General features: G+C 56.2%; 13 protein-coding genes and 1 tRNA gene. 9 read left to right on the top strand and 5 right to left on the bottom strand.

Annotated elements, in window-relative coordinates:
• The first annotated feature begins 34 nt into the window (after positions 1–34).
• Entirely contained in the window at positions 35–1,102 is a 1,068-nt protein-coding gene (arsB, locus tag CRD13_RS08815) for an ACR3 family arsenite efflux transporter (RefSeq protein WP_076773203.1), read from the top strand.
• A gap of 15 nt (positions 1,103–1,117) precedes the next feature.
• Positions 1,118–1,546, top strand: a complete 429-nt coding sequence (locus CRD13_RS08810) for a low molecular weight phosphatase family protein (protein WP_187401527.1) — start codon at positions 1,118–1,120, stop codon at positions 1,544–1,546.
• Here CRD13_RS08810 and CRD13_RS08805 read toward each other — a convergent pair.
• Complete coding sequence (locus CRD13_RS08805; protein ID WP_049172180.1) at positions 1,543–2,049, bottom strand: hypothetical protein; 507 nt, start codon at positions 2,047–2,049, stop codon at positions 1,543–1,545. The genes CRD13_RS08810 and CRD13_RS08805 overlap by 4 nt on opposite strands.
• A 211-nt stretch (positions 2,050–2,260) precedes the next feature.
• Between CRD13_RS08805 and CRD13_RS08800 the strand changes: the two genes are divergently transcribed.
• From CRD13_RS08800 to CRD13_RS08790, 3 genes are all read left to right on the top strand, one after another.
• Complete coding sequence (locus tag CRD13_RS08800; RefSeq protein ID WP_070652796.1) at positions 2,261–3,217, top strand: DUF418 domain-containing protein; 957 nt, start codon at positions 2,261–2,263, stop codon at positions 3,215–3,217.
• A gap of 2 nt (positions 3,218–3,219) precedes the next feature.
• Positions 3,220–4,230, top strand: coding sequence for a trypsin-like serine protease (locus tag CRD13_RS08795; RefSeq protein WP_187401526.1), 1,011 nt, complete (start codon positions 3,220–3,222; stop codon positions 4,228–4,230).
• A gap of 231 nt (positions 4,231–4,461) precedes the next feature.
• On the top strand, positions 4,462–5,796 hold the full coding sequence (locus tag CRD13_RS08790) for a sodium/glutamate symporter (protein ID WP_053087273.1): 1,335 nt from the start codon (positions 4,462–4,464) through the stop codon (positions 5,794–5,796).
• Between the two features lie 575 nt (positions 5,797–6,371).
• Here CRD13_RS08790 and CRD13_RS08785 read toward each other — a convergent pair.
• Positions 6,372–6,902, bottom strand: a complete 531-nt coding sequence (locus CRD13_RS08785; protein WP_049156218.1) for a tyrosine-type recombinase/integrase — start codon at positions 6,900–6,902, stop codon at positions 6,372–6,374.
• A 202-nt stretch (positions 6,903–7,104) separates the two neighbouring features.
• On the opposite strand from CRD13_RS08785, the gene mobC reads away from it, so the two are divergent.
• From mobC to CRD13_RS08770, 3 genes are read left to right on the top strand one after another with little or no spacing between them, the layout of a single operon-like run.
• Positions 7,105–7,467 carry a plasmid mobilization relaxosome protein MobC gene (mobC, locus tag CRD13_RS08780; protein WP_070549414.1) on the top strand — a complete coding sequence of 121 codons (363 nt, stop codon included), beginning with the start codon at positions 7,105–7,107 and terminating at the stop codon, positions 7,465–7,467.
• The gene (locus CRD13_RS08775) at positions 7,448–9,058 is read left to right on the top strand and encodes a relaxase/mobilization nuclease domain-containing protein (protein ID WP_070549416.1); all 1,611 of its coding nucleotides are present in this window, start codon (positions 7,448–7,450) and stop codon (positions 9,056–9,058) included. The genes mobC and CRD13_RS08775 overlap by 20 nt, the downstream gene beginning before the upstream one ends.
• Complete coding sequence (locus CRD13_RS08770; RefSeq protein WP_224783739.1) at positions 9,036–9,572, top strand: hypothetical protein; 537 nt, start codon at positions 9,036–9,038, stop codon at positions 9,570–9,572. The genes CRD13_RS08775 and CRD13_RS08770 overlap by 23 nt, the downstream gene beginning before the upstream one ends.
• A gap of 169 nt (positions 9,573–9,741) precedes the next feature.
• Here the strand turns inward: CRD13_RS08770 and CRD13_RS08765 are convergent, their stop codons facing one another.
• Complete coding sequence (locus CRD13_RS08765; RefSeq protein WP_187401525.1) at positions 9,742–11,301, bottom strand: SulP family inorganic anion transporter; 1,560 nt, start codon at positions 11,299–11,301, stop codon at positions 9,742–9,744.
• Positions 11,302–11,470: 169 nt separating this feature from the next.
• Here CRD13_RS08765 and CRD13_RS08760 point away from each other — a divergent pair, with 169 nt between their 5' ends.
• Positions 11,471–11,875, top strand: a complete 405-nt coding sequence (locus CRD13_RS08760) for a MerR family transcriptional regulator (protein WP_034664654.1) — start codon at positions 11,471–11,473, stop codon at positions 11,873–11,875.
• 335 nt (positions 11,876–12,210) lie between these two features.
• Here the strand turns inward: CRD13_RS08760 and CRD13_RS08755 are convergent.
• Both CRD13_RS08755 and CRD13_RS08750 read right to left on the bottom strand, forming a co-directional pair.
• A tRNA-Met gene (locus CRD13_RS08755) sits at positions 12,211–12,284 on the bottom strand.
• Positions 12,285–12,484: 200 nt separating this feature from the next.
• Complete coding sequence (locus CRD13_RS08750; RefSeq protein WP_049180921.1) at positions 12,485–15,472, bottom strand: UPF0182 family protein; 2,988 nt, start codon at positions 15,470–15,472, stop codon at positions 12,485–12,487.
• Between the last annotated feature and the right edge of the window lie 136 nt (positions 15,473–15,608).

Raw genomic sequence — 15,608 nt, 5'->3', positions numbered from 1 at the left:
GACAATCATCGATATATTGATTACACCGGAAACTATGACACAGACTACAAAGTCACTCAGCTTCCTAGATCGCTTCTTGCCGCTATGGATTGCAGCTGCAATGGCAATTGGCCTCATTCTCGGAAAAATTGCACCGTCATTTGTGAACTGGCTGGCAGAGGCAAAAATTGCGACAATTTCCGTACCAATCGCCATCGGCTTGCTGGTCATGATGTACCCACCGCTCGCAAAGGTTCGATACGACAAAACGGGCGAAATTTTGACATCAAGGAAGCTGATGGGCATCACAGTCTTCCTCAATTGGATTCTCGGCCCCGCACTGATGTTCATCCTTGCCTGGATATTCCTCAGCGATAGTCCAGAACTGCGCACTGGCGTGATTATCGTCGGTCTCGCCCGCTGCATTGCAATGGTTTTGGTCTGGAACGACCTATCTTGCGGCGATACTGAAGTCGCTGCCGTATTGGTGGCCGTAAACTCGCTATTTCAAATTCTCATGTTCGGCGCTCTAGGGTGGTTCTACCTGCAGATTCTGCCCTCCTGGTTGGGACTGGAAACCACTTCCGCCACCTTTTCTTTTTGGGCAATCGCACTATCCGTAGTGGTATTCCTCGGTATTCCGCTTCTAGCTGGCGCAGCATCACGCATAGTTGGTGAACGCGCCCGTGGTCGCGACTGGTATGAAAATGACTACTTGCCCAAAATCTCACCATTGGCGCTTGCCGGCCTTCTATACACAATCGTGTTGCTCTTTGCACTTCAGTCACAGCAGATTCTTGAGAATCCCTGGACCGTTGCGAAAGTGGCGCTACCACTAGTGATCTACTTCCTCGCCATGTTCGCGATCGCTCTCACTTCGGCCAAGGCCGCGGGCATGAACTACGCAACCTCCGCATCGATTGCCTTTACGGCCGCCGGAAATAACTTCGAGTTGGCAATTGCGGTTGCGATTGGCACCTTCGGCCCATTGTCCCAGCAAGCACTTGCGGGAACGATTGGACCACTTATTGAAGTACCCGTACTCGTTGCACTTGTCTACGTCACCCGCTGGCTCGGGCCGCGCCTTTTCCCCAATGACCTTTCCGTACCGGACAAACTATAGAAAAAGGGTTCTGAAGTGAAGGAAATCCCGAAGGTACTTTTCATCTGCGTTGCAAATGCCGGTAAATCCCAGATGGCCGAGGCCATTGCGCGTGCAAAATATGCCACGCAGTTCATCGCCCTTTCAGCAGGAACAAACCCCAAAACTACTACCAATGCGCTTGCAGCCAAATCAGTTGCAGAAATCGGCGCCTCTATGGACGGTGCATCACCAAAGCCCATTGACCCCACGCTCCTCCAGACTGCAGATCGTGTTGTCATCATCGGCGATGTCGCTCATGTAGAGCTCCCCTCGGACGCTGAAGGCTCACTCGAGCGTTGGCTTACTGACGAGCCTTCAAAACGAGGCATCGACGGAGAAGAACGCATGGATCTGATTCGCGATGACCTCGAGCGCCGTATCGACGAGTTAGCTGTCGAACTCTGTTCCACTAAGAATCCCTAAGCGGCAGAATCCAACAAAAGCCTCCTTATCGCCAGCGTAAGCCACACGACTGCGCCAACGCCTGCGATGAGGCCGAGGAGCAGGAATATCAGACCGACTCCCCAAAGCCCGGTGGTGTCGTCAGTGCCGGCGATGATGCTCCAGCACAGGGCATAGCCGGCGACCGCTGCCCACCACGTGGGCAGAAGGTTCAGAGTTGGGGCGGGCACGCGCATCATGGCAGAGGCAGTAAGGATGACCATCGCGAAGCCACTGCAGAAAACCTGCCATGGCGAGTAGTCGTATTCGCCCTCGAGCGTCCACGCGAGCGTACAAAAACAGATTAGGAATGCTGCGACAAAGACGAAAATCGTGTGCCCAAACGCGATACGCTCGCCGGACTTTTTGGCCAGCCACGCGGCACCCATCCAAGCGAGAGCGGTGGGGATGGCAATAATCAACAGGTACGCGAGGAAGACTCCTGGCACCTCAGCCCAGGTGAAACTCGTCAGCATTGATCTCATGCCACTAGGTTACGCGTGCCCCTGGGCTTTTTGAACGCGCTAGTTTCCCAGTAAAAACACAGACGAAACACCGTGTTTTACACATGCTCACTTAATGTATTGTCAGATTCGGCTGCTACAACTAGAAAGTCGTTTTCAATACGCCATTTGTAGAGAGTGCTTTTTACCAAAGAGCACCTCCCTATAAGTTGTAGTAAAGGAGAAATCCGGGGTGAATAAACCTACCCGAATTGTGGGGCTCGATATAGCGCGCTCACTCGCCATCATCGGCATGATCATTGTCCATATGGCCTCACTACTTTGGAGCACAAAGGTTGTGCTCTCTGGCCTACCCTCATCACTGTTCGCCATTATCGCCGGCGCCACAATGATGATCATCGGCCGCAATTACAGCAGCACTACCTTCTTGCGCTTGATCACTCGCGGCGCCCTAATCATTCTCATCGGCCTGGCACTATTGCCGGTGGGTGGAGAAATTCAGGTGGTCCTCGTCATCATGGGCCTGGTAATGATGCTGGTTTCCTGGATGCCAGCGCTCGGAACCTGGTGGCGAGTCGGCTTCTTCATCGCCGCCACCATCGCCGCCACAATTAAGTACGCGCCTATGACGCTGCCGCAGATCTATCCGCTACTCGCGTGGATCGCATATTTCATCGGCGGCATGCTGCTTTACGACGTCTACCTACGCCGTCGCCTGCAAGACACTTCCACCTCTGAGAACAGCGCCAATGCTCGGTTGAGCTGGATTGTCACCGCTGTCAGCGTTGTCGTCACTGCCGTCGGCATGTACTTCCGATTTGATCCAGAGATTGCTGGCTGGCTCCGCTTTACCGGACACACTGGCGTCTTCGGCGAAATCATTCTCTCCGTCGCTGTTGCCGCTATTGTGTTGCACTTGTGCCTGTTCGTAGGCGATCGTTTCCCAGCTGTGGTTTACCCATTCGCGGCTATGGGAACAATGTCACTGACTATCTACATCCTGCACGTTCTCACCGCGTTTTATTGGCAGCAGAATGTTGTATTGCATTCCACGTTGTCCGCAGCCGGTTTCATCGTATTCTTCCTCGTCATTGCTAGCCTCTGGAAGAAATTTGTCGGACAGGGCCCTGCCGAAAAACTCGTTGCCACCGCAATCAAGGCCATTGTTCCTTCTGGGAAAGGGAAATAACCGTGAAGAAAACATCTTTTTCCATCGCAGCAATTGTTAGCAGCACCCTGCTTCTATCTGCAGCCCCAGCTCTTGCATTGGAAAACGGCGAACCCGCACCTGCGAATGCTGAAAGCAGTTCTGTGGCCGCGCTGAAGATTGGCAAAATCGGCAATTTCGGTGACTGTACCGGGACGCTGGTTGCCGACCAGTGGGTGCTCACTGCACGCCACTGCCTGGAGTCTGTGAACAACGAAGGGACCCAGGCCCGCATCGGCGGGAAGGTCTACGATGCCGATTCTTGGGCGCTGTCTCCAATGTCTGATGCGGGGTTGCTCCACCTGACCCAAAAGGTCACTGACGCAACACCCGCGAATGTTTCCCGCGATATCCCAACACCTGGACAGACGGGAACTCTCTATGGCTGGAGTAGCAGTTCGTCCATGGCACGATCCGGGCAGCTTCCGATGACCAAGATGGTCGTCAATGAGTTGCTAGGCGGAGGACCGGCTGATGGAACTCCAGGTGAGGCTGCTCCAGATGGGGCCGCTCCTGGTGAGGCTGTTCCGGGCGGTGCCATGCCGGATGCAGTAAAGCCAGATGACTCCAAAACCGAGTCGATCCCCGCAGGAACGGAAAGCATCCCAGCCGACGCTGCCATGATGCCAATGATTCAAAGCGCCATCCTCGACGCACATTCCGTCTCTGGCGCGGGTATGCAGGGCGGTGACTCCGGCGGCCCGTTCTTCGTCGACGGTAAGCTCGCGGGCCTGGCTACTGCCGGAACCTCCAATGGCGACCCTGACCTCCCCTCCCCCAGCGCAGCTATCACCACCCTCGCCGGCACGGCTGACTGGATCGATGACATCACCTCTGGCCGAGACGCAGAAAGCGTGCTGACCGCGGAGAACACTCCTGCTCCGCCAAAGACCATTCAGACCAGCGCCGATCACATGTGGGGTTACCTCGCCATCGCGTGCGTTGGCCTGGTTGTCGCAGCAGCCTGGTCGCGCATTAGGAATGGCCGACAGTAGAACCGTCTAACCACAACCACAAGCCGCCTCCCCGGAAAGTACTGGGTAGGCGGCTTTTATCGTGCATGCGAGGAACTTAATCGTGACTGAAGCCACAAAATCTCTCGGTAACTGACGTACAATCGTGAGGTATTCCTATGGTTTTATTCTAATTTTTCTATGAATTGACGATGCGATTCACATAATTGCTCATTGGTGAAACCCCACCAACGAGAAAAGTAATCAATTCCCGTGGATGGTTACACGCCCTTCGACGTCTTGATGGATATCGGTTGGATTTCGTTGCTGCTCATCATCGGTAATTTGATGCGGCGATTCATCCCCTGGTTCCAGAAGCTCCTCATTCCTGCACCGATTACTGCAGGCCTACTCGGCTTGCTACTAGGCCCCAACGCTTTGGGGATCATCCAGTTCAGCGAGCACTTCGGCGACTATGCGACGATTCTAATCGCCGCAGTCTTCGGTGCCCTGCCGTTCACAATGGACTTCGATGCCAAGGTTCGCCAGCGCGCGCGAACAATGTGGTCCTATTCCGTGGGCATGTACCTGGCACAGTGGGGCTTCTTCGCACTGCTTGGCGTGATTCTTTTCGCCCCGCTGTTCAATACTCCGGACTGGTTCGGCATCATGCTGCCCGTCGGCTTCGTCGGCGGTTTCGGTGTGGCAGCAGCAGTTGGTGGCGCACTGGACTCGGCCGGGACTGAGGCCACGAGTTTGGGCTTTACAGCCGCCGCGGTGGGCATGTTTTCCGCAATTGTCGGTGGCGTTATCTTTGCCCGCTGGGGTTCAAAGAAGGGGCACACCAACGAGTTGCCCGCCTTGGATAAACTGCCGGAGGACATGCGTACCGGCATTATCTCTCTTCCCGGCCAGCGTCCAAGCGTGGGACGTGCGACCACGAGCCCGTCCTCAATTGAGCCGATTGCGCTGCATGTCGCGGCACTGGCGGGGACGCTCTTCCTGGCGAATATCCTGACTAACTTGGTCAATGACGCTTTCCCGGCCTTGAGCTTCCCGCTGTTCGCGATGGCCTTCCTCGTCGGCCTGGCGGGTGTTGGAGTACTGCACCTGATTAAGGCACCGCACTACCTGGATACGAAGTTGATGGGTTCGGTCTCCGGCGCGTCGACGGACTTCCTGGTTGCAGTGGGCATCGCGTCGATTGTGCCGGCAGTAGTGGCCACCTACATCGTCCCGCTGATTATTCTGTTCGTCGTGGGTCTGGCCTTCTGCCTGGTGTTGTTCTTCTACGTCGCACCACGAGTCTTCGAACATGGTTGGTTCGAGCGCGCCGTATTCAGCTGGGGCTGGGCAACCGCTTCCGTAGCCACGGGTATCGCCGTCCTGAAGATTGTGGACCCGGAGCAGAAATCCGGCACTCTCGAGGAGTTCGGCATGGCCTACGTGGGCTTCGCACCATTCGAAATCGCGGCGGCCATCCTCGCCCCCATCGCCATCATCGCCGGACTGGTGTGGCTATTCGGTGGGGTCGCACTTATCGGTGGCCTGGCTCTGTTGATTCCGCCGATGATCTGGTTAAAGAAATCGAAAGCCAGGGCTTTGTAGAAGTTCCCACACCGCCCACATTTGCGAGCCCAGCGTGGGCTGTCCGGGCCTGTCTGGCAGCTGTCTTCCCACCGTTTTGCCAGTATTGCGCTCACTTATCGATGCATGATTCACCCATCGATGCGCTCCAGCGTATCCATAAGTGAATAACTCATCGATATGTGAAACCGAAAGCTAGCAGCGCGTACATGAGCTGAGGCAAGTCGACCAGAATCAACCCAGCAATCCCCTCAAGCTAAGTACCTTCAGCCCGACTAATCGAGCAGCGCCTCACGCTGCATTTCTGATGACCGTCCTTCAATGCCCGGTTGTGAAGTGCGCGAGTTCGTCAGACCCAACGACTACCTAACGGCTTAACCCCCAAACGGTGATTTGACCCCCAAATAAAGAAAACCCCTACCAGCGTTTGCACCGGTAGGGGTCTCTTCTTAGTGGCGGGGGCTGGATTCGAACCAACGACCTCTGGGTTCTCACCCTCAAGTTCGAGCCACCTGCAGTTATTACCCTTTTACCTGCTGATTAGAGAGGTATAAGCATACTGGGCCTTACTGCGCCTTACCGCGGATTACCGACTCTTAAGTCCCGTTTTGAGTCCCACTTTCTTCACCGAGATTCAAGGCTCCCCGCATAGCGTCGACATCAGTCCAATCCGTGTAGTTGCGCGCGTTCACGTCGACGTCATGCCCGAAGTAGGCTGCACGCACCTGGGCGGGCACCCCTCGCGCGATGGCCCGGTTATTGAGCACCGTGCGCCAGTCATGGGATCTCATTAAAGCGATGTGGTCGTCCTGGACCTGCGCGCCGACATCTTTAAACAGAGCCGCTGACGCTTTCACGGCGTTGTCGGTGCGCCAGTGCGCCTGCTTGTCTCCTGGCGAAGGGATCAGTGGGTCGGTCGTTCCTAGTCCGTCGAGCCGGTTTAACCAAAACTTTTCGACACGCTTGTCCAGGAACGGGATAGAACGGCCTCTGTGCGTTTTGGATTGATCAGATGTAATGCTGATCGCGATTTGCCCATTAGCGACTTTTACAGATTGTCTCGTCGCCGCCAGCGCCTCTGAGATGCGAAGTCCCGTCCCCGCTTGTAGTAGTGCCAGCGCAACCACGTTGCCATGTTTTGCGATGGAGCTTGCTCGCCGCCTGTTTGTGAGGGCCGTCTTTGACGGTGGCGAGTACGCCTGAATCTGCGCAGCAGATTCAGGGGGCCGACACCGGAGAAGCGTGACCCTCACAAACAGACTGTGGCCCTGGCTGCATCAGCAGTCGGGGCCACCCTGCCACAGTAAGCACGACATGTAGGAGGTGGATATGCGAGACAAGTTCTCGGCATATTCGCGTACAACCGTGCGCCTCGATAAGGATTTAGACCGATTTGTCGAGGAGGTTGCACGGGTTTCAGGGGTGCAAAAAGCCGTCGTGTTCCGGGAAGCTCTCTACGTCCTCGCAGAGGAGGGGAGCGTACTAACGCAGAAGCGTTTGGCCCCGGACACTCTGCGCCGCCTAGACGAGATGAATGACCAACTGCGTCGGATTGGTGTCAATCTGAACCAGGTGGCGCGGCGCGCGAATATCGACGGCGTTGCACCTGTGTCTGAGGCTGTAGAAGCGATTGCTTCCGAGGTTTCTTCTCTTCGTAAAGAGGTGAAGGGCTTTGTCCACAATCAAGATTAACTACAGCCAGAATATCCGCGCGGCGACGGTCTATGCCGTCTATGGAACGGCAGACAATGCCCGCAAGGGCAAGGTGCGAGCTGATGCCTTATGCACGGTTCAGCCCAACGCTGAATCGTTTTCTCCGGAGGCTACGGCTGGCCGTTGGTCGGGTGTGGACTTCATGGAAGCCAGTGTGGAAGAAATGGAGCGATATGCTCCGGCTCAGCGCACTGACGAAGCAATTATTTATATCCAATCGTGGGCTAAAGACGAGCTGGATAAGGATAACCCGGCCGATGTAGCTCGGGCTAATGCGGCTGGCTCAGAGCTGGCGATGCGGCTGACGCAGGGCACGGGAGTTCCGTTTACCGTGGCTACGCACACCGACAGTAAAAGCGGCTGTGTCCACAACCATATCGTCTTTGCCAACCACGATACGCAGACAAAGAAGGCTGCACCTCGGGATATGCGCAACTGGTACAAGCTGCGCAATATCAACGACGAGCTGATGCGCGATTTGGGGATGCGTGTCCTGGAGCGAGAGCCGGAAATATCGCTGCTTCCTGCTGAGCGCAGGGCACGCAAGGAGGGCAAGTCCACAGACTCGACGGGCCTGGGCGTGGATGAGCTGACCGCAGCCACGTGGGCTGATTTTGCCCGCAAGCGCATGGATGAGCTGTGCGCGGATAAACAGGTGGCAGATGCTGACGACCCACTGGCGAAGGCAGTAGAGATTGCTGGCAAATACAACCTGTCTCTAAAAGTGCAGCCCAACTCAAAAACCGAGGGTGAGTCGCTAACCGTGGCCCTGGTCGACGACGACGGCGAGGATGCCTACTTCACGAACACCACGAAGGCCGGACGTACTCGAAAGCGTAAAGCAGCTAAAGCTGGCTCAAAATTGGGCCGCAGCTACTCGCTAGAGGGTGTGACCGAACGCGTTAACGAGGCCCAATCAGCCCTTCTTGCGCGGCAGCTTGCAGCACTTCAAGCCAATTCAACCGATGACGACCTGGAGGCGAAATACGGCTCCAGCCTTCTCGATGACGAGGAGGAAGAAAACTATAACAACCAGGAGGTATTCAATCATGGTGTCAGTGACCGAGATGACGAAGCTAGCCCAAGCAGCGGCGAAAGGCAAGATGGACAGCGTCTTGAAGGTTCTCAGCCCACGCCTGGACAAGGCGGAGAAGGCTATCAAGACGCTGCAGGAGAAACTGAAGAGTCTGCCGGAGAATACAGGGGACATTCTCAGTTCTCTGCCCAGCGACTTCTCGACGAGGTTGACGCAAGCGGAAAGCGAATTAAGGAACGTAAAAAGCAATCTCGCCGCAAACAAGAACTACGTGAGCAGCAGTCACTTCCAAGTAACGATGATGGAAGTGCAGCAGATGATCACCGGGCTGATAAGGAACATCGAGGATCTGCCCAACGGCCTGGAGGGGGTAAAAGGGTACCTAATCGAGATAAGCGAGCAGATGTCGCGTCTGACAAGGATGCAACAGCTGGTACTCAAAGCAGCCGAAAGCCCCATCCATCTCGACAAGGATTCCAGCCAAGCAGTAGCCCAGAGCCTGAACGCTCAGATGACTTCGAGCCTGACTTCTAGCCTGGAACCGCTGGTAGAAGTAGCTGTATCTGAGGCAATGTCGAAAGAGTCCGAAAGCCTGCACAAGGCAGCAGAAGCATCTAAGAAGGCTCGCAGCGCCCTGCTCCAGGAGAAGGAGTCCAACGAAAAGCTGCTGGAGAAGATACGTGCAGAGCGCAAAAAGTACAACGACGACATGGAAAAGTCGAACACGAACTTTATTAAGGCCTGCATGTCTGCCTCGTGGATTGCAGCCAGTGTTCTCTTCGTTGCTATCGCACTCGTTGCTGTCGGAGCCTTGGGGAACGGGCTGCTAAGTATGCTCGGCATACCCGACGGCGTGTCTGCCTTGTGGGGTCACGTCCAGGAGGCCAACGGCATCGGCCCAACACTGGGCTGGTTGGCGTTAACACTTATCGTCATAGGGGTTCTTATAGCGCTTATGACCTGGATGTTGTCCCAGGCTGCGCCGGGTATTGCTCACTTAGTCGAGGAATACCGTCGCAATCACCCGAGGAAAGAAACGAACCACTAACTAGAACACGTGCACCGTAAAAAGTAAAAATCCCCACAACACAGCGTAGCGGTTAACCGCTACGCTTCTTTTATGCTCTTCCTATGCCCCAACTTTGCAACAGCACCAATAAACTGGCGCCCCGGTTATAAGTTGGGGCGCCAAGTCGATGTGCTCGAGTCGGGGGATGTTAGTGGCCGGTGCCAAGCCGGCCAGACAGGCGGTTCAGCCGGTCCTGACTGGGACCGTCGAGCCCGATAATGGACACGGTTTTGCCTCTGTCCTGGAACTTCTGCGTAATCGCGTCAAAGGTCGCGACCGTGGAGGCATCCCAGATCTCCGCCTCAGTGAGATCAATAGTGATATGACGGGCAGAATCGGTGTAATCAAAGCGATAAACCAGGTCATTGCTTGATGCCCAAAACAACTGGCCATGCACCCGGTAGGTACGAGTATCAATCTCGCCATCGCCGTCGCCGTCGATCTCGGAGACCTTTTCAATGGAAGCGATATGTGCCATCCGACGGGCGAACATGATCATCGCGGTGACCACACCCAACACCACACCAATGGCCAGGTTGCTGGTGGCTAGGGTGGCAATAATCGTCACGGCCATAACAATGGTCTCAGAGACCGGCATGAGTTTAAGGGTGCGTGGATGCACCGAGTGCCAGTCGATGGTGCCGACCGAGACCATGATCATGATTGCCACCAGCGCAGCCATCGGGATCATGCCAACGATGTCGCCCAGTGCCAGGACCAGGACCAGCAGGAACACACCGGCTAACAGGGTGGATAGGCGGGTACGTGCCCCGGATTCGCGGACGTTGATCATGGTTTGACCGATCATCGCGCAGCCACCCATGCCGCCGAAGAAACCGGAGGCAATATTAGCCACCCCCTGTCCCCAGGATTCACGAGTTTTATCGGAATGAGTGTCGGTGATGTCATCGACGAGCTTGGCGGTCATCAACGATTCCATGAGACCGACCACGGCCATGGCCAGGGCATAAGGCGCGATGATCTGCAGGGTCTCCAACGTCCACGGCACGTTCGGAATAAACAGGGACGGTAAGGTCTCCGGCATCTTGCCCATGTCCGAGACCGTCGGGACAGTCAAACCGGCGGCAATGACCAAACCGGTGAGCACGATAATCGTGACCAGCGGGGCGGGGATCACACTGGTGAGCTTGGGGAAGAAAATCATGATCACCACACCCAAGCCGACGAGTGGGTAGACTATCCAAGGCACATCAATGAGGTGTTCGAGTTGGGCGGTGAAAATCATAATGCCCAGTGCATTGACGAAACTCAGCATCACCGATCGGGGGATAAAACGCTGAAGTTTCGCCACACCGAGGGCGCCGAGCACGATTTGTAGGACACCGCCCAACAGGACGGTGGCGATGAAATAATCCATCCCGTAACCACGCGCCACAGGAGCAATGACTAGGGCAATAGCCCCGGTGGCGCCGGTGATCATTGCCGGGCGGCCACCGGTAAAGGCGATCGCAATGGCCATGACTACCGAGGAAAACAGACCCATGGCTGGGTCAACACCGGCAAGGATGGAAAAGGCAATGGCCTCAGGGATCAGCGCCAGGGATACCGCCAGTCCGGCCAGAATCTCTATACGGATACGGGCGGGGGAAGAAAATGCGTAACGGAAGGATGCGATGATCCCGGTAGGGGCATCAGCGCCGTCTGGACTCAGGAGGGGGCGGGGGGCCGCCGTGCTAGTTTCAGTCATAGATGTCCAATCTTTGAGGGGATAGGTAACTGGGCGAACGCCCGAAAGGAATCCAACCCTCTAGTAACTTTAGGTTTGGTGATGGTGGTCATGGTAGCGGGAGTTTTACTCAACCGCCAACCCAGGCACAGGAACCCGTGGGCAACATCACCGTGAAGGAGAACAGGCAATGCAAAACAGTAATTTCAAGATCGGCGAGGTCGTTGACCAGACGGGGTTGTCGATTCCCACCTTGCGTTATTATGACAACGTCGGCCTGATTACCCCATCGGGGCGTAGCCCTGGTGGGTTCAGGCTTTATAGTGAGGCTGATGTACGTCGTGTTTTGCTGGTGCGACGGATGAAACCGCTGGGGTTTACTCTGGATCAGATGCGGGAATTCCTGGAAGCTGCGGAGATTCTTCATAGTTCAGATGGCGGGCAGGAAAGTGATACCGCACAGCAGGCACGGAGTAATGCCAAGGCCACCCTTGCCGACATTCGTGAGGAGACGCGCACCCGCTACGAAAAGCTACGCAAGCAAATTGCCTACGCTGAGGAATTCCTCGATCTGGTCAACACCCTGGCACCCTAAACTGCCCCCATCCTTCGCAGGGAGAAAAAGACCATCGTATTGAATGCGCTCTGTCGAATCGCGTTCCAGATGAAGTGGACGAACGCCCGCGGCCTCTCCGGAGTGGATGGCGATAGTACAGAGGACTTCTGAAATCCGTGCAGACGACTCCTCAAAACGACACAGTCATCCAAGGTCACAAAATCGAAAATTGTCACTTAACCCCATCACTTCCAAACCGGCTTAAGTGACAAAATGCCATCGCTAAAGTCCCGATTTGAGTCCCAGGACGTGCGCCTTAAGAGAAATAACTAAAGCCCCTACCAGTGTTTACACCGGTAGGGGTCTCTTCTTAGTGGCGGGGGCTGGATTCGAACCAACGACCTCTGGGTTATGAGCCCAGCGAGCTACCGAACTGCTCCACCCCGCGTCAACTGTCCTGGCTTTTACAAGCACTCACAGCGGGTGCTGACCTCTCTGGCCAACGAGAAGTAACTGTAGCACGGAGGTCCCAACAAAGACCAATCCCCAGGTCATAGCGGGTTTCGCTACAACCTGGGGATCCTATAGACCATAAGAACCTATGATTCTCGGCTAATCTCCCGTTGCAAGCCTTACTCTCTGTAAACCTTACTGGCCGTTGGCCTTCTGGTAGTCAGCGGCAGCGCGGTCGAGCTCGGCAAGTGCCTGGCCCTGGGCTGCGTAGTCACCGTTCTTCTGGGCGTCGTTAAGCTTCTTTAGCGCGTCGGAGATACGGCGAGCGGCGTCGTCACGCGCGGCGACATCAACCTTGCGCTCTTCCTTCGGTGCCTCGTCGTCGGACTCAGCGTCGGCGGCGTCCTTGTCCTTATCCGACGGCTGCTCCTCAGCCTCTTCCTCACCGCGGACCTTGGTCACGGCGGAAGCATCGATACCAACCTGGCTCAGAGCCTCAGTGACCGTAGCGCCGTAGCCCACCTGACCGCGGTAAGCGACGAGAATACGCAACAGCTTCGGGAATGCGGTCTCCTGCCCCTTGCGTTGGGTGTAGACCGGTTCGACATAGAGAATCTCGCCATCGCCGACCGGCAGCGTCAGCAGGTTACCGTTGGTGACCACGTTCGTACCCTCGAGCAGGGTACGGTCCTGGGCGACCTCATCTGCGGACATCATCGTGTCCTGCGCCTGACGCGGACCCATGGTCTGGGTGTTGGTCGGCAGAGCACGAATAGTGATTTGGCCGTAGGTCTCCGGCTCGGAGGAAGCACTCATCTGAGCGGAGAGGAACTCACGCTCCAGTCCACGGAATGCAGAGATCAGCTGGAAGCTCGGCTTGCCGCTCTCCGGATCGGAAGCGACAACATAGTACGGCGGCTGAGAGAGGTTCTTGTCTTCCGGTGCGGTCGGGTCGGACGGGACAGACCAGAAGGAGTCATTGGCGAAGAACACGCCCGGATCGCTGACGTGGTACTTGGCCATCAGCTCGCGCTGAACCTTAAACAAGTCCTCCGGGTAACGCAGGTGCTCCTGCAGTTCCTCGGAAATCTCCGACTTCGGCTTCACCACACCCGGGAAGACACCTTCCCAAGCTTTGAGCACCGGATCCTTCTCATCGAACTCGTAGAGCTCAACGGTGCCATCGTAGGCGTCAACGGTTGCCTTGACCGAGTTGCGGATGTAGCTGACCTCGCTGTTCGGCAGCGGGCGTGGAGTGCCATCCGGGTTAATGGAGTCCTGCGTGGTTTCCTGGAGGCTCATGCGCTGGGAGTACGGCATCTTGGCCAGCGTGGTGTAGCCGTCGACGATCCACTTCATACGGCCATCGACTACAGCCGGGTACGTCTTGGTGTCGGTAGTCAGCCATGGGGCGACCTTCTGAACACGGTCACGCGGATCGCGGTTGTAGATAATCTTGGAGTCCGACCCAATGCGGTCGGACAGCAGGATGTTGAGTTCCTGGTAACGGGTGGCGAAAATCATGCGGCTGGCAAGTCCGCCAACGCCAACACCGCCCTCACCGTCGTAGGTGAAGTTTCGGCCGTCAGCATCGTACTCGTAGTCCTTGCCGTCACCATTGCCACCGACAATCGCGTAGTCGGCATCGCTGTTGGCGATAACCGGACCGTAGTAGATACGCGGCTGCTTCAGGTTCAGGTTCATGCCGTTCGGGTCCTCGGACTCGAACAGGTCAGCCACGGTGTACAGCGGGTAACCACCGCGGGCGGAACCGGACTCGGAGGCAACCTCGTCAACCTTATTAGCCGGCGCAGCAACGAAACCATTGCCGTGAGTGTAGACCGTGTGACGGTTAATCCAGTCAGTCTGGTTGCCCTGCAGAGTCTGCGGGTTCAGCTCACGAGCAGCGACAATGAAGTCACGGGACTCCCCATCAATCTGGTAGCGGTCAATGGCAAGCGGATCGGAGAAACCGTAGAAGTTCTTCAGCTGACGTTGCTGAGTGAAAGTACGCGGCAGGACCTCCGGATCCAGGATTCGGATATTGGCCAATGTCGCGGCATCGCGCGAAATCGAATCCGCACCTTCCTTTGCCGCCTCCTTATCGCCTTCCTTTTCAGCCGGAACGCCCCAGTCGCGCTCGACCTTCACCTTGTCGTCGGTAAGCCCGTAGTGGTAGCGCGTCGATTCAATGTTGCGCGCAATGTATTCACGTTCCTTGGAAGCGCGGTTCGGGTTAACCGAGAACTGCTCAACTGCCATCGGCCAGGCCACGCCGATCAGCCCCGCGGAGACCAGCATCAGCACTGTGGCAAACGCCGGAATGGAGAGGTTGCGCAGGAAGATAGAAGCGAAGAATGCAGCGGCCACGACAATTGCGATGACCAGCAGCGTAATCTTTGCCGGCAGCAGCGCATTGATATCGGTGTAGGAACCACCGGTGAAGGTTTTCTGCTTGTTATTCAGCAGCTCATAGCGGTCCAGCCAGTAAGACACAGCCTTGAGCAGCATGAAAACACCGGCCCAGCACGCCAACTGCGCACGAGCCGCATTGGAAACGCGGGTCTTCTCCCCTGTAGTCGGGTTACCTGGGCGGATGCCACCAAGGAAGTAATGTGTCACCAGCGACAGCAGGAACGCAATAACTACCAGGACAACCAGCGTCGAAACGATGTACGACCACAGCGGCAACTGGAATGCATAGAAGCCCAAGTCCTTGCCGTACTGCGGGTCAGTCTCACCGAAGGACTGCCGGTTTAAGAACAGCTGCACCGTCTGCCAATTGCCCTGCCCCACAAGGCCACCGAGTACGCCGAATACAACGGGCAGCGTGGTGAACATCGACTTCGAACCAGATTCAGCCATCCGTCGGTACACTGCCTGCGGGCTGCGTGGATCCGTCAGCCCGAGGTCGACGGGACGCGAGCGCCACGCCAACCACATAGATAGAAATGTCAGTGCACCCGTTATTAGGCCTACGGTGATAAACAGGACAATACGAGTGAGCCACGTGGTGGCGAATACCCCTCGATAGCCCACTTCACCGAACCACTGAAAGTCCGTATAAAAATTGACGGCGATGGGAATAACAAAGGTCAGCGCGGCAATCACCAACACGGTAATTGCCAGCCACCCCGGGCGGCCACCCGCCGATCGTCTCGGTCGAGTCTGGTTTAGAGACAACGTCTCTCCTGTTCAAGTTGAGCTTGACTTACCAGCGAGCTGGCAAGTCGAACGTACGCTTATCTGTCATCTACTCTAAATAAAGTTCCTAACAATTGACTAAGGATGCTGTTTAAACAGCGTTGCCAGGAAAGGG

Source organism: Corynebacterium sp. LK26 (genome assembly GCF_014335085.1).
GTDB classification, from domain to species: Bacteria; Actinomycetota; Actinomycetes; order Mycobacteriales; family Mycobacteriaceae; genus Corynebacterium; species Corynebacterium jeikeium_D.
The sequence above is the reverse complement of the archived record's forward strand: the minus strand, read 5'-3'. Positions and strand labels throughout refer to the sequence as shown.